This is a genomic window from Falsiroseomonas algicola (assembly GCF_011040385.1).
GTDB lineage: Bacteria > Pseudomonadota > Alphaproteobacteria > Acetobacterales > Acetobacteraceae > Falsiroseomonas > Falsiroseomonas algicola.
Genome location: NZ_JAAIKB010000007.1, coordinates 232,336 through 246,987 on the forward strand (window position 1 = coordinate 232,336; position 14,652 = coordinate 246,987).

The following is a 14,652-nucleotide window of genomic DNA, read 5'->3' on the forward strand; positions in this document are numbered from 1 at the left end:
GGCCTTGAATAGCCTGAGGCTCGCGCTCCAACCCACGCGCGTGCTTCCTCCATGCCCCATCAGATGCATGTGCCGGCGCGATCCGCTGACGTGCCGGAGGCCGTTTCCCCACGCCGGCAGCCGGGGCGGTGAATACCCTCCTCGCCTATCTCGATACCTGGCTCGCACCCTCTCAATTCTCCCCGCATGGCTTCTGCCTCTGGTGGGAGCCCGGGCTCATCTGGCTCCATGCGGGTTCCGATGTCGCGATCACGCTGGCCTATCTCTCGATACCGCTGGCGATGCTCGCGGTCCTGCGGCAGCGTCGGGATTGGCGCTACCCGGGCCTCGTCATCCTCTTCGCCAGCTTCATCCTGCTGTGCGGCCTGACCCACGCCACCGGCCTCGCGACGCTGTGGTACCCCGCCTATTGGCTGGAAGGCGCGGTGAAGCTGGCGACGGCCTTCGTCTCCGTCGCCACCGCGATCCTGCTCTGGCCGCTGATCCCCCGCCTGGTCGCCATTCCCTCCACCGATGCGCTGCAGGCCGCGAATTCGCGCCTTGCCCAGGAGGCGGCGGAGAAGGATCGCCTCGTGAGGGACCTGCGTCGCCGGGAAGCCGACCTGCGTTCCCTGACCGAGGCCCTGGAAGAGCGCGTGGCCGAGCGAACCCGGCGCCTGGCGGAGGCGCATGACCGCTTCGCCCGCCAGCTCGCGGAACTGCCGGCCGTGGTCTATGGCGGCAAGGTGGATGCGGAGGGTGTCCTCAGCCTCGATACCGTCAGCGAGAGTTTCACGCGCATCACCGGCTGGACGCCGGACCTGATCCTCCCCGGCTTCGACTGGCGCCTGCTGCAGGATGAGGAAGCGGCCGCGCGCCGGGGCGCCTTCATGCGCGGCGCCGTGCAGGGCGGCGCGATGACGTCCGAATACCGCCTGCGCCGCGCGGATGGCAGCTGGATCTGGGTGCGCGACCATGTCGGCGTCGTCTCCCTTCTGCCGGGCGGAGCGGCGGAGGTGATCGGCTACGTCGCCGACATCTCCGCGGAGCGTGACGTGCAGGCCAAGGCGGAGGCGAATGGCCGCCTTGCGGTATTGGGGGAGATGGCGACCGGGCTCGCGCATGAACTGAACCAGCCGCTGTCGGTGATGCTGCTCGCCTCGGACAATGCGCGCCGCGCGCTGGAATCGCACGGCCAGGCAGCCATCCCCGGCGTTCTGCAGCGCCTCGACCGCATCGCGAACCAGGCGGCGCGGGCGCGCAGCATCGTGGACCACCTGCGCATCTTCGGCCGTGCGGAAGCGGCGGAGCCGCGCGCCATCGTGCTGGCCGATGCGGTCGCCGGCGCGCTGGTGCTCACGGGTGGCGCCATCCGATCCGCCGGCATCCAGCTCGATGTCGCGGTCCCGCCGACGCTGCCGGCGATCGTCGCGGCGCTGGTGCCGCTGGAACAGACCATCGTGAACCTGCTGGTCAATGCGCGCGACGCCATCGCGGGGCAGGGCGTCGCCAGGCAGGAGCAGGGGCGGATCACGCTGGTCGGCGCCAGCGATGGCGACGCCGTGACCCTCACCGTGGCCGATAATGGCGGCGGCATTCCCGAGGCCGTGCTGCAGCGGGTGTTCGAGCCCTTCTTCACCACGAAGGAGGTTGGCAAGGGCACGGGGCTTGGCCTGTCCATCGCCTATTCCACCATGCGCGCCTTCGGCGGCAGCATCACCGCGTCCAGCGTCGGGGATGGCACGGTCTTCGAACTGCGCTTCGCCATCGCCTCGCTGCAGGACGGCGCCGGGGTCGCCTGACGCCGCGGCTGGTCGAGGTGCCGGGCGAGGCCGGCACCCCTGCCGGAAGCTGGCGCCGGCCGCGATGTCCTGGAGGGCGGCGCCATGCCCTGGCGCTGCCGGGGCGCGTCAGGACCGATCGAAGCGCGCCAGGCTGTAGCGCAGCAGGCCATGACGGCCGACGAAGTCCATCAGCCCGAGCCCCGCCTGCGCCACCCGGTGTCCGCGGTCGCGCACCTTCCGCTGGTCCAGCAGGTGCCGGAGGAAGGCGTAGGTCGGCAGCGTGTGCCGGCTGATGTCGCGCATCGTCGTCATCCGCAGGCCCGACCGTTCGGCGAGCCGCCGGTAGCCCGCCGCGGAGCAGGTGACGTCGCAACTGCCGAAGAGGTTCAGGCGCTCGATCGCCCGCCAGCGGAGCATCCAGGCCGGCCCCAACCAGATGGCCGCCGGCACGAAATCCGACAGCACCAGCACGCCGCCGGGCTTCAGCACCCGCCGCACCTCCGCCAGGAAGGCTGCGCGGGAGGGGAAGTGGAAGATGCATTCCACCGCCAGCACGCGGTCGAAGCTGGCATCGGCGAAGGGCAGGGCGCAGGCATCGGCGGCCACGAAGGCGGGCGCGCGGCCGGGCCGCGCGGCCGCAAGCCCGGCCGCCCGGCGCAGTTGCCGCGCATCGATGTTCAGCCCGACGAGGTCGAGGCCCGGCAGCCTCTCCTCCAGGCGGGCCAGCGTGCCGCCGAACCCGCAGCCGGCATCCAGCACCCTCATGCCCGGCGTGATGGCCGCGAGGTCCAGCAGTTCCAGGCTCAGCCGGTTCGCGGCGTCCTTGAAATCCTCCACCGAATCCGGCCGGGCCGCGGCGGGATCGGGCCAGTAGCCCCAGTGGATGTGCTCGCCGAAGCTCCGTTCCAGGACGCTGTTGCCGCGGCCGAGCCCGCCAAGCAGGTGGTCGATATAGGGAAGCCTGGGTGCCGCCGCGTCCCGCCCGGCCATGGATGCCTTTCCGTCCGTCATCAGCCGCGCAGGCTACACGCGGCGGGGCGATTGCCGAAGCGCGGGCCACCCGCCGCGGCGCGCTGCCAAGGAATGTGATCCCGGCCGGGCTGTTCCCGCGGGAACAGGGCCCCGGCCCGGTCCGACGCCATTCTCCCGCCACGCCGCGGATGGTCGCGGCCCTGGACGATGGAGACGACGATGGGCCTGTTCGATCCCAAGGGTGGCGCCGGCAACGACCGCTTCACCACCTGGCGCGCCACCGGGATGTTCGGCGAGTTCATCGACCTCGGCGAGGGCGACAACATCGTCCGCGGCTTCGGCGGCGACGACATGATCTTCGGCGGCGCCGGAAGGGACACCATGTATGGCGATGAGGGCGAGGACTACCTGCATGGCGGCGGCGGCGCCGACAAGCTCTTCGGCAGCGAGGGCAACGACATCCTCTTCGGCCATGACGGCAACGACACGCTGGATGGTGGCGACGGCGACGATGACCTGATGGGCTTCGAGGACGACGACAGCCTCTCCGGCGGCGCCGGGCGGGATACGCTGAATGGCGGCATCGGGGCCGATACGCTGAATGGCGGCGCCGGCGCGGACAGCCTGAAGGGCGATTCCGGCGCCGACCTGCTGGATGGCGGCGATGGCAACGACACGCTGGATGGGGGCGACCAGGACGACACGCTGAAGGGCGGTGCCGGCAACGACCAGATGGATGGCGGCGCCAACAACGACCTGCTGGATGGCGGCACGGGTGACGACCAGATGCAGGGCGGGCAGGGCGCCGATACGCTGTTCGGTGCCGCGGGCAACGACAACCTCTCCGGCGGCACGCAGAATGACAGCCTGGCGGGGGAGCAGGGCAACGATGTCCTGGATGGCGGCCAGGGCTTCGACACGCTCCAGGGCGGCATGGGCGCGGACCTGCTGCGCGGCGGCGACGATGACGACCTGCTGGTGGGCGACGTGATCGGGGAGGCCGGGTTCGGCGCCGATACCCTGCAGGGCGGCAATGGCCGGGACACGCTGCAGGGCGCGGGCGGCAATGACCGGCTGGATGGCGATGCCGGGGACGACCTGCTGGATGGCGGCGTCGGCCGCGATGTCCTGAATGGCGGCGCGGACAATGACCGGCTGCTCGGTGGCGCGGATGACGACACGCTGCGCGGCGATGCGGGGCTGGATACGCTGGAAGGCGGCAACGGGAACGACCTGCTGGACGGCGGCGCGGGCAATGACAGTCTGCTCGGCGGCGCGAATGCGGACGATCTTCGCGGCGGCGCGGGCGCCGACATCCTGATTGGCGGCACCGGGGCGGACCGGCTGGCGGGCGGGTCGGGCATCGACCAGCTCTTCGGGGGCGCGGAGGCCGACCTCTTCATCTGGACCCAGGCCGATATCGGCAAGCTCAGCGTCGCGGGGCAGGTGAAGTATGCCGGGGAGCGCGACGTGGTGCGGGACTTCACCGCCGGCGACAGGCTCGACTTTTCCGGCATCGATGCCCAGCCCGGCGGCGCGGACGACGCCTTCCTGTTCATCGGCACGGAGCGCTTCCTGACCGGCGGCAGCCACGGGCAGGTCCGCTACCAGGCGCAGGGCGCCGATACGCTGGTGCAGCTGGAGATCAACGGGGACGGCATCGCGGATCTGGAGATCGTGCTGGCCGGCACCCACGCGCTGCGCTTCGACGCGCAGGTGCAGGACTTCATCCTCTGACCCCGGGGCGGGGGCGCCGGGGGGCGGCCCCCCCCCCCTGGCGCCCCCGCGGCGTTAGAGGCCCGTTCAGCCTTCGCCGCTACTGCTCCGCCGCTGGATAGGCCGGGCCCGCCAGGGCCCGGAGGAGTGACCATGACCCTTCTTCGCAAGCTGGCGCCGATGGCGCTGTCGATCCGGGGCGCGCTGTTGGGGGTGGTGGCCGTACTGTCGCTGCTGGCCGCCGCCATGGCCGGGCTGCACGCCCTGAACGCCTGGTCCGTGCTGCGGCAGGCGGAGGAGGCGCAGGCCGAGGACCGCGCCGCCAACCGCTTCGCCGCCGGGCTACACGACCTGCTGCTGGAACGGCTGTTCACCGGCACCGCCCTGCAGGCGCCCGGCCCCATGCCGGCCGAGGCGCGCCAGCGCATGGAACAGCACCGGGCCGAGAACCGCGCGGCGCTGCGGGCGGAAGGCCTGCCCGCCGCGGCGTCCCTGCCGGGCGGCGCGGCGCTGCTGGAGAATTTCCGCACGGCGCTGCGGGATGCGGATGCGGTCCGCCAGCAGGCGGATCTGGCGCTCGGCCTGCCGCGGGACCAGCGCCAGGCGGCCGCGATCCAGCCCTTCGTGCCCACCATGTCCCGCCTGCTGGAAGCCTCCACCCGGCTCTGGGCGGCCTATGCGCATGACGCGGCCGGGGAGGATGCGGTGCTGACGCGCCTCGCCACGCTGAAGGAGATTGGCTGGCGGATGCGCGAAGCCGCGGGCTTCGAACTCGGCCTGGTCGGCGTCTCCATCAGCGGGGAACGGCCGCTGGAGCAGGGGCAGATGACGCAGATCGCCGCCATGCGGTCGCGCATCGATGCGCTGTGGTCGCAGGTGGAGAACCTGGCCCCGGCCTCCGACCCCGCCACCCATCCCGCCCTGCGCGCCGCCTTCGACACCATCCGCCAGCAGTATTTCGAGGGGTTCCGCCGCCGGGTGGATGAGGCGGTGCGGCGCGGCGCGGAAGCGCCGGGCGGCCGCTACGGCATGACCGGCCGCGAATGGATCGAGGGCGGCAACCCGATGGTCGGCACCCTGCTGCTGGTGCGCGACGCCGCCGGCACGGCCAGCGAGGCGCATATGGAGGCGCTGGTCGATGCCAAGCGCACCGCGCTCGCCTTCTCCGCCGGGGCCGCGCTGCTGGTGCTGCTGGTCGCGGTGGGCGCCGTCTGGATCGTGCTGCGGCGCGTGACGGCGCCGCTGGCGGGGCTTGCCGCCGCCACCGAACGGCTCGGCGCCGGGGAGCTGGAGACGCCGATCCCCGGCATGGACCGGGGGGATGAGGTCGGCGCCGTGGCCCGCGCGCTCGGCAGCCTGCGGGACGGGTCCCGCCGGGCGCGGGAGCTGGAGGCCGCCGCCGCCGCCGACCGCGCGGCGCGGGAGGCCCGGCACCAGGCGATCGAGCGGGAGACGGGCGGCTTCGGCGATGCCGCCGCCGGCATCATGGCGCGGCTCGGCGATTCCGCCACCGCGCTGCGCCAGGCCGCGGATACCATGGCGAGCGGCGTGGCCAGCGCCGGCCAGGCCGCCGCCACCACGGCGGAGGGCGCGGAGCGCAACGCTGCCAACCTCGCCTCCGTCGCCGCGGCGACGGAGGAGCTGACCGCCAGCATCGGGGAGATCAGCCGCCAGGTCGCCTCCGCCGCCGGCATGGCGCGGGAGGCCGATGAGCGCGCCCGCAGCACCAACGCGACGGTGCTGAGCCTGGCGGAGGCGGCGGCGCAGATCGGCGACGTGGTGCGCCTGATCGGGGAGATCGCGGGCCAGACCAACCTCCTCGCCCTCAACGCCACCATCGAGGCCGCGCGCGCCGGCGATGCGGGCAAGGGCTTCGCGGTGGTGGCGAGCGAGGTGAAGACGCTGGCCGGCCAGACCGCCAAGGCGACGGAACAGATCAGCGCCCAGATCGGCGCCATCCAGTCGGCCACCGACCTCGCCGTCTCCGCCATCAAGGAGGTCGGCGGCAGCATCGCGCGGGTCAGCGAGGTGGCCACGGCCATCGCCGCCGCGGTGGAGGAACAGGGCAGCGCGACGCGGGAGATCGCGGGCAGCGTCCAGGTGGTGGCGCAGCAGAACGAGGAGGCGACCCGCATGATGCAGCAGGTCCAGGCCGCCGTCCGCAGCTCCGAGGCCCAGGCCCAGGCCGTGCAGGCCACCGGGGATGGCGTCTCCGCCGCCTCCGACGAGCTGCGCGGGCGGGTGGACCGGTTCCTGGCGGCCGTCCGGGCCGCCTGAGCCCCGTTCCAGGCTTCGACATCGCGCGCGTGATGGGCTAGACCCCGGGGGACAGGAACGAAGCACGAATCTGACCCATGCCGGATGACATCAAGGCGGTCCCCCCGGGGGGCAACGAACGAGAGACGCGCCTCGCCGATGCGCTGTCGGAGCGCTACCTGGCCTATGCGCTGTCCACCATCGTCAGCCGGTCCCTGCCGGATGTCCGGGACGGGCTGAAGCCGGTCCATCGCCGGCTGCTCTACGCCATGCACCAGCTGAAGCTGGACCCGGCCGCCGGCTTCAAGAAATGCGCCCGCATCGTCGGCGACGTGATGGGCAAGTACCACCCCCATGGCGACAGCAGCATCTATGAGGCGCTGGTCCGCCAGGCGCAGGATTTCGCCGCGCGCTACCCGCTGGTCGAGGGCCAGGGGAATTTCGGCAATATCGACGGCGATAACGCCGCGGCCATGCGCTACACGGAAGCGCGGCTGACCGAGGTCGCGCAGGCGCTGCTCGAGGGGATCGAGGAGAATGCCGTCGATTTCCGCGCCACCTATGACGGGGAGGAGAAGGAGCCGCTGGTCCTGCCGGCCGCCTTTCCGAACCTGCTGGCCAATGGCGCGGCCGGCATCGCGGTGGGCATGGCGACCTCCATCCCGCCGCACAATGCGGGCGAACTCTGCGGCGCCGCCCTTGCGCTGATCGAGAACCCCGGCGCCAGCGTCGATGACCTGCTGAAGCACGTGAAGGGGCCCGATTTCCCGACCGGCGGCCTGCTGGTGGAATCCGCCGAAAGCATCCGGGAGGCCTATGCGACGGGCCGCGGCGGCTTCCGCCTGCGCGCGCAGTGGAAGACGGAGCCGCTGAAGAACGGCACCTGGCAGATCGTGGTCACGGAGATCCCCTACCAGGTCCAGAAGTCGCGCCTGATCGAGCAGATCGCGCAGCTGATGGAGGAGAAGAAGCTCCCGCTGCTCGGCGACGTCCGCGACGAAAGCACCGACATCGTCCGCCTGGTGCTGGAGCCCAAGACCCGCGCGGTCGATCCGAAGATGCTGATGGAGACGCTGTTCCGCAATTCGGCGCTGGAGACGCGCTTCCCGCTGAACATGAACGTGCTGGATGCCGACCGCACGCCCCGCGTGATGGGGCTGAAGGAGGTGCTGCGCTGCTGGCTGGACCACCGGCACGTCGTGCTGGTGCGGCGGTCGGAGCACCGGCTGGCGGCGATCGCGAAGCGGCTCGAGATCCTGGACGGCTACCTCATCGTCTATCTCAACCTCGACGAGGTCATCCGCATCGTCCGCTACGAGGACAAGCCGAAGGAGGCGCTGATGAGCACCTTCTCGCTGACCGACGTCCAGGCGACCGCCATCCTCGACATGCGGCTGCGCGCGCTCCGCAAGCTGGAGGAGATGGAGATCCGGAAGGAGCACGCGAAGCTCAGCGCGGAGCAGAAGCGGCTGCAGGGGCTGCTGGCGAGCGAGGCGAAGCGCTGGACCGCGATCGGCAAGGAGATCGAGGAGACGCGCCGGAAATTCGGCGAGGAGACGGCGCTCGGCAAGCGGCGGACCGAGGTCGGCGGCGTGCTGGCCGACATCGTCGTGGATGAGAACGCCTTCGTGGAGCGGGAGCCGATCACCGTCATCCTGTCGGAGAAGGGCTGGATCCGCGCCCAGAAAGGGCATCTGCCCGCCGATGCGGAACTGCGCTTCAAGGAAGGCGACGCGCTGAAATACGCGCTGCATGCGGAAACCACCGACCGCATCGTCATCGTCGCCACCAACGGCAAGGCCTTCACCCTGAAGGCCGACGCCATCCCCCGCGGACGTGGCGATGGCCAGCCCGTGCGCCTCATGCTCGACCTGACCAATGAGGACGACGTGGTGACGATGTTCGTCCACAAGGACGGCATCCGCTACCTCGTCGCCGGACAGGACGGGAAGGGCTTCCTGGTGAAGGGGGAGGACCTGCTGGCGGAGAAGCGGACGGGCAAGCAGGTGCTGGTGCTCGACCCCGGCAAGGAAGCCGTCTGCTGCAAGCCGGCCGAGGGCGACATGGTCGCCGTGCTGGGCGACAACCGGAAGCTGCTCATCTTCCCGCTGGAACAGGTGCCGGAGATGACGCGCGGCCGCGGCGTGCAGCTGCAGGGCTACAAGGATGGCGGCCTGGCGGATGTGCAGGTGTTCTTCGCCAAGGCCGGGCTGCGCTGGAAATACGGCTCCGGCTTCCGGACGGAGACGGATCTGCGGGAGTGGCGCGGCAATCGCGCGGGTGCGGGCAAGCAGCCGCCGAACGGCTTTCCGCGCAGCAACCGCTTCGAGTGAGGGTGGCTCACAGCGGCCAGAAGACCAGCAGCATGGGCACGGCGACCGCGACGACGATGACCTCCAGCGGCAGGCCGAGCCGCCAGTAGTCGCCGAAGCGGAAGCCGCCCGGCCCCAGGATCAGCGTGTTGTTCTGGTGGCCGATCGGCGTCAGGAAGGCGCAGGAGGCGCCGATGGCGACCGCCATCAGGAAGGCATCGGCGCTGACCGAAAGCTGGCCCGCCGTCTGCACCGCGATCGGGCACATCACCGCCGCCGTCGCCGCATTGTTGATGACATCCGACAGCGTCATGGTCGCGACCAGGATCACGACCAGCGCGATGACGGCCTGGCCATCGACCTGGTCCAGGATGAAGCGCGCCAGCACCTCCGCCGCGCCGGTCGTCTCCATCGCGCCGGCCACCGGGATCAGCGCGGCCAGCAGCACCACGACGGTCCAGTCCACCGCCGCATAGATGCCGCGGGGCGAGACGACGCGCAGCGCCATCGCCGCCAGCACGCCCCCCGCGAAGGCGACGGCGGAACTGGCAAGGCCGGAGGCGGCGAGGCCGATGGCACCCAGCATCACCCCGGCCGCCGCCCAGGCCTGGCGCGCCGCCGGCAGGCGCAGCGTCCGGCTGGCCAGCGGCACGCAGCCGAACTGGGTGGCGAATTCGGCCAGCGCCTCCGGCGCGCCCTGCAGCATCAGGACATCGCCCGGCCGCACCCGCTCGGTCCGGAGCCGCGTGATCCGCTGCGTCCCCTGGCGGGAGATGGCGAGCAGGTTGACCGCATAGCGGTCGCGCAGCCGGATATCGGTGGCGGAGCGGCCGACGATCGCGGCGGCCGGCATGACCGCATATTCGGTCAGCGCCAGGTCGTCATCGGCCGCCGCCGCGGGCGTCTCCTCCTCCGCCGGCGTCGCCGCGCCGTCGGTGGCGACGGGCACGTCCTCCTCCAGCGCCAGGCCGAGGGTGGAGAGGGTGGCGGCCAGGCCCTCCGGCCGCGCCTCGATCACCAGGATGTCGCCGGCCTCCACGCGGTGCTGGGGCGGCGGCGCGGGGATGCGGACCTCGTGCCGGATCAGCCCGACGACCTGCGCATCGGCGGAATCGAGCGCCGCCTCGATCTCCCGCAGCGTCATGCCCGCGGCGGCGCTGTCCTCCGCCACCCGCGCCTCGGTCATGTAGCTGCCGATGTCGAAGGCCTCGGCGCCGCGACGCTCGCGCGCCGGAACCAGCCAGCGTGCCGCCACCACCACGAAGGCGACGCCGGCCAGGGCGACGGCGACGCCGACGGGCGCGAAGTCGAACATCGCGAAGCGCTCGCCGCCCGCCTCCGCGCGGAAGCCGGCGACGATGAGGTTGGGTGGCGTGCCGATCAGCGTCGTCATGCCGCCGAGGATGGAGCCGAAGGCCAGCGGCATCAGCACCTGGCCGGGCGGCAGCCCCTCCCGCGCCGCCAGCTGGATCGCGATCGGCATCAGCAGCGCCAGCGCGCCGACATTGTTCATGAAGGCGGACAGCACCGCGGCCAGTGCCGTGATGGCGGCGACGCTGACCACCGGCCGGCCCCCACGCGGCAGCATCACGCGGGCCAGCGCATCCACGGCGCCGGAGCTCTGCAGCCCGCTGCTCAGCACCAGCACGCAGGCGACGGTGATGACGGCGGCATGGCCGAAGCCTGCGAAGGCCGCCTCGCCCGGCACCAAGCCGAGCGCGACGGCGGCGAGCAGCGCGCCCATCGCCACCATGTCGTGGCGCCACCGCCCCCAGGCGAACATGACAAGGGTAGCCAGCAGGAGTCCCGTGATGAGGACCTGGTCGCGGCTCATGCGCCGGCACGCTCCGTTTCGGATGTGCCGCCGTGAACCCGGATCGGCCGGGTCCGTTCCCGCGAATGGCGAAGAGGGGCGGGGAAACGTGCCGCGCGGCGCGGCAGGCGGTCAGAGACCGGAGACGCTGACCTTTTCCTGCCCCTCGACGCCGAGGGCAGGCGCCTCCTCCTGGTCCGGCAGCACGCGCCAGACGCCGCCGGACAGTGTCTCGCTGGGGCGGAAGCGGGCCTTGTAGGCCATCTTCGGGCTCTGGGGGACCCAGTAGCCGAGATAGACGTAGGGCAGGCCGAGGCTGCGGGCGCGCGACACCAGCCACAGGATGGCATAGGTGCCGAGGCTCCGGCGCGTCTCCTCCGGCGCATAGAAGGAATAGACCGCGGAGAGCCCGTCGCTCAGCCAATCCGTCAGGCAGGCGCCGAGCAGGCGGCCGCCGCCATCGCGGAACTCGACGACGCCCGTGGTGATGGGCGTGTCCTCCACCATGGCGCGGTAGTCGTAGAAACCCATCGCCGCCATGTCGCCATCGCCGTGGCGCGCGCCCTGGTAGCGCTGGAACAGGGCGAACTGCTCCGCGCTGGCGCGCGCCGGCATTTCCGCCGTCACGAGGTCGGCGTTGAAGCGCATGACCTTGCGTTGCGTGCGGTCGGGGGTGAAGGCGTCGGCCACGATGCGGATCGGGATGCAGGCGCGGCAGCCCGGGCAGACCGGCGAATAGGCGATGTTGTGGCTGCGCCGGAAGCCCGCGCGGGACAGCCGGTCATGCAGCGCCTCCGCATCCCCGCCCGCCAGTTCGGTCACGATCTTCCGTTCCGTCCGGCCTGCCAGATAGGGGCAGGGCAGCGGCGCGGTGGTGTAGAAGAATTGCGGACGGCGGGTGGCGCGTTGGAGCATGTGTCTCAGGCTCTACTGTCCGCGCTGGCCGCTGGCAAATCAACCATCCTCCGCCAGGAATCGCCCCGGGCGGGCTTCCGATCGCAACGCCGCGCTGCGCACGACAATGGTGTCGGAGAAGAGGTCGTGAAGGGTGCGGGAGCGGGAGGAGAAGAAGGCGGCCAGCAGCGGCACGCCGCCCGCGGCCCAGGACAGGGCCAGCAGCGTGGTGCTGGTGAAGGCCTGGCCGAAGCTGGGATGGCCGGTGTCGGATTCCGACCGCACGACCAGCCCCATCAGCGCCTGGCCCGGCGTGGCGGAAAGCGGGGATCCGATGGACAGCGTGCCGTAGAGGATGGGCAGCACCAGCCCCCAGGGCAGCATGAACAGCCCGCCCGCCAGGCCCAGCGTCAGCACGGCCAGCAGCCCTGTCCCGCCCCAGACCAGCCAGGACAGGATGAACAGGATCGCGCCATCGATCAGCCAGGCGGCGACACGGCGGCCGATCACGCCCTCGAAGGGGCGCGGCCGGTCATCGGCGTCGCTGGCGCGGTTCTGGTTCACTGGGGACTCCGGGGGCTTCGGGCTTGAGGCGGATGGTCCCGGTCGTATTGGCCGGCACCCGCCCCAGGCGCACAACGTCACCATCCCGCCATCGTTGCAGCAGGTCATCCCAATGCGGTGAAAATGGGTGGCCCGACTGTCCCGTGGCGATGATGGCGACCGCGCCATCGGGATCGCCGAGGTCGAAGGCCGCGCGCAGCCCGGCCCCGTGCAGGTGGGCGTAGGGGTTGGCCCCGCCGCCCCGCATGCCGCCGCGCGACACCGTCTCCCCGTCACCGGGGCTCGGCATCTCCAGCCGCGTCATGGGGCCGAGCACGGGGAGGAAGCGCAGGATCGGGTGTTCGAAGGTGGCGACATGGGCGCGGCCCCAGGCCCACTTCGCCGGGTCGCTGCCCTGTGCCGCCTCGATCTCCGCCGTGGCGTCGGACAGCGCGCGGGCGAGCATCGCGTCGCAGCCGGCGGGCCCGCACCAGGCGGCGGCGCGGCCAGCGTCGGTCAGCAGCAGGCGGGTGAATTCCGCGCCCGGGCTGGTGCCTTCCGGCGCGCCGCCCTGCGCCAGCGCCAGGCGGCGGAAGGCGCGGAGCCAGGCGTGATAGATCAGCGGCTGCGGCGCGTCCGCCCGCATCGCGCCGTCCCAGTCCCGCAGCAGGGCCTGCGCACGCCCGGCCAGGCCCTGGGGCGCCGGCACGGCGAGCAGCCGGGGCAGCACCTCCCGCGCCAGCAGCGACACCACGTCGTTCTGCATGGCAGCGAAGCCGGCGAGGTCATGGGTCGGCCGCTCGGCCAGCAGCTCCCGGATGCGGCGGAGGCGCCAGTCGCCATACCAGTCCACGCCCAGGAAGACCGGATGGTCCGCCGGCGCCGGCCGCGAATTGGCGTTCGCGATCTGGCCGCTGGCCGGATTCTCGATGTGCGGCATGGCGTCGAAGGGCACGAAGCCGGTCCAGTCCATGCTGCCGTCCCAGCCCCGGGCGGGCAGGCGGCCATCGCCGGCGCGGCGGAGCGGCGTGCGGCCGACCAGGTATTGCGCGATCGATCCCTCCGCCGAGGCCACCATCAGGTTCTGCGGCGGGCTGGTGAACAGGGAGGCGGCGCGCCGTGCCTCGGCCAGGGTGGTGGCGCGGTTCAGCGCCAGCAGCGCCTCCGCCGCCGTGTCGCGCGGCGCGAGGTTGGCCATGGAGACCGCGAGCACATAGCCCTGGTCGGCCGCCAGCCCATCGAGGCCGGAGACGACCGGGCCGTGCCGCGTCTCCCTGACGCGCAGCACCTCCGGCTCCGCCCGGCCGCGCACGGCGATGCGTTCCTCCCGGATGGTGAAGGGGCGGGGGCCGTCCGGGGTGTCGTAGGCATCGGCGCCCGAGAGGCGTTCGACGAAGACGTCCTGCGTGTCCGAATGGGTGGTGGTGAAGCCCCAGGCCAGGCGCTCGTTCCGGCCGATGACGATGGCGGGCACGCCCGGCGCGGTGGCGCCGGCGCGGAAGCGGCCATCGGGGAAGTCGATGCGGGCGAGGTACCACAGGACGGGCGCCTGGAAGCCGAGATGCGGGTCGTTCGCCAGCAGCGGCGCGCCGGAGGCACTGCGCGCCCCCGTCACCGCCCAGGCATTGGACGCGCTGTCGGGCAGCGGCGCATCGACGCCGAAGACCGGCACGGCCTCCAGGATGCGGGCCAGCGAGACGGCGCCGGGCAGGGAGGCGAGGTCCGGCCGCCCGGCGCTGGCATCGCGGGGCCAGAGGTCGTCGAGCCGGTCCGCCGGCAGGCTGGCCGCCTGCGCGGCATACTCCAGCTCCCGCCGCCAATTGCCGGAGAGCCACAGGCCCATCACCTTGCCCCAGAGCAGGCTGTCCACCGGCCGCCAGGGCTCCGGCTCCCCCAGCGCCAGGAATTCCGGCGCCGCCAGCCGCCCGCGCGCGGCGATCAGGGCATTCACCCCCTCCGCATAGGCCTCCAGCAGGTCGCGTGCCTCGGGGGAGAGTGCGGCGAGGTCGGATTCGGCGGATTGCACCAGGCCGAGGGTGCGGGAGAATCGGTCGAGGCGCAGCGCGCTGCCACCCGCGATCTCCGCCAGCCGGCCGGAGGCGCCGCGGCGCATCGCCTCCATCTGGAACATGCGGTCCCGCGCATGCAGCCAGCCCATCGCGACGGCGGCGTCGCGGTCGTTCGCGGCCTCGATGCGCGGGATGCCGTGTTCGTCAAGCGTGATGGCGACGGGGGCGGAGAGGGTCGGGATGCCCGGCTCCTCCCGCGCATCGGGGAGGCTGGAATTGACCAGGCCGAAGCCGAAGGCGACGGCGATGCCGGCCAGGACGAGCAGGAAGACGAGAAGCCGGCCCGCGAAGGCGAGGAAGGTGCGCATGGGCCG

At 72.2% G+C, this 14,652-nt stretch carries 9 protein-coding genes; 4 read left to right on the forward strand and 5 right to left on the reverse strand.

The annotated features are described in order from the left end of the window. Positions 1-128: 128 nt before the first annotated feature. Complete coding sequence (locus G3576_RS18505; protein WP_164695912.1) at positions 129-1,781, forward strand: sensor histidine kinase; 1,653 nt, start codon at positions 129-131, stop codon at positions 1,779-1,781. 108 nt (positions 1,782-1,889) lie between these two features. On the opposite strand, the gene G3576_RS18510 is transcribed toward G3576_RS18505, so the two are convergent. Next, positions 1,890-2,753 carry a class I SAM-dependent methyltransferase gene (locus tag G3576_RS18510; RefSeq protein ID WP_164695913.1) on the reverse strand — a complete coding sequence of 288 codons (864 nt, stop codon included), beginning with the start codon at positions 2,751-2,753 and terminating at the stop codon, positions 1,890-1,892. A 201-nt stretch (positions 2,754-2,954) separates the two neighbouring features. On the opposite strand from G3576_RS18510, the gene G3576_RS18515 reads away from it, so the two are divergent. The 3 genes from G3576_RS18515 to parC all read left to right on the forward strand — a co-directional run bounded on the left by G3576_RS18515 (position 2,955) and on the right by parC (position 9,040). Further along, the gene (locus tag G3576_RS18515) at positions 2,955-4,472 is read left to right on the forward strand and encodes a calcium-binding protein (RefSeq protein WP_164695914.1); all 1,518 of its coding nucleotides are present in this window, start codon (positions 2,955-2,957) and stop codon (positions 4,470-4,472) included. Positions 4,473-4,604: 132 nt separating this feature from the next. Then, on the forward strand, positions 4,605-6,728 hold the full coding sequence (locus tag G3576_RS18520; RefSeq protein WP_164695915.1) for a methyl-accepting chemotaxis protein: 2,124 nt from the start codon (positions 4,605-4,607) through the stop codon (positions 6,726-6,728). A gap of 77 nt (positions 6,729-6,805) precedes the next feature. Next, the gene (gene parC / locus G3576_RS18525; protein WP_164695916.1) at positions 6,806-9,040 is read left to right on the forward strand and encodes a DNA topoisomerase IV subunit A; all 2,235 of its coding nucleotides are present in this window, start codon (positions 6,806-6,808) and stop codon (positions 9,038-9,040) included. 7 nt (positions 9,041-9,047) lie between these two features. Here parC and G3576_RS18530 read toward each other — a convergent pair whose 3' ends face one another. The 4 genes from G3576_RS18530 to G3576_RS18545 form a co-directional block, all read right to left on the reverse strand. After that, a complete protein-coding gene (locus G3576_RS18530; protein WP_164695917.1) occupies positions 9,048-10,853 on the reverse strand; it encodes an SLC13 family permease in 1,806 nt (601 codons plus the stop codon). Between the two features lie 111 nt (positions 10,854-10,964). Then, positions 10,965-11,747: an arginyltransferase gene (locus G3576_RS18535; protein WP_164695918.1), complete on the reverse strand. Its 783-nt coding sequence runs from the start codon at positions 11,745-11,747 to the stop codon at positions 10,965-10,967. A 39-nt stretch (positions 11,748-11,786) separates the two neighbouring features. Beyond that, positions 11,787-12,290 carry an RDD family protein gene (locus tag G3576_RS18540; protein WP_164695919.1) on the reverse strand — a complete coding sequence of 168 codons (504 nt, stop codon included), beginning with the start codon at positions 12,288-12,290 and terminating at the stop codon, positions 11,787-11,789. After that, positions 12,259-14,646 carry a penicillin acylase family protein gene (locus tag G3576_RS18545; RefSeq protein ID WP_164695920.1) on the reverse strand — a complete coding sequence of 796 codons (2,388 nt, stop codon included), beginning with the start codon at positions 14,644-14,646 and terminating at the stop codon, positions 12,259-12,261. Before G3576_RS18545 ends, G3576_RS18540 begins: the two co-directional genes overlap by 32 nt. Between the last annotated feature and the right edge of the window lie 6 nt (positions 14,647-14,652).

Excerpts from the sequence above, each read along its gene's own strand:
- G3576_RS18520 (WP_164695915.1), top strand. The coding sequence starts at position 4,605 with ATGACCCTTCTTCGCAAGCTGGCGCCGATGGCGCTGTCGATCCGGGGC.
- G3576_RS18515 (WP_164695914.1), top strand. The coding sequence starts at position 2,955 with ATGGGCCTGTTCGATCCCAAGGGTGGCGCCGGCAACGACCGCTTCACC.
- G3576_RS18545 (WP_164695920.1), bottom strand. The coding sequence starts at position 14,646 with ATGCGCACCTTCCTCGCCTTCGCGGGCCGGCTTCTCGTCTTCCTGCTC.
- parC (WP_164695916.1), top strand. The coding sequence starts at position 6,806 with ATGCCGGATGACATCAAGGCGGTCCCCCCGGGGGGCAACGAACGAGAG.
- G3576_RS18510 (WP_164695913.1), bottom strand. The coding sequence starts at position 2,753 with ATGGCCGGGCGGGACGCGGCGGCACCCAGGCTTCCCTATATCGACCAC.
- G3576_RS18530 (WP_164695917.1), bottom strand. The coding sequence starts at position 10,853 with ATGAGCCGCGACCAGGTCCTCATCACGGGACTCCTGCTGGCTACCCTT.
- G3576_RS18535 (WP_164695918.1), bottom strand. The coding sequence starts at position 11,747 with ATGCTCCAACGCGCCACCCGCCGTCCGCAATTCTTCTACACCACCGCG.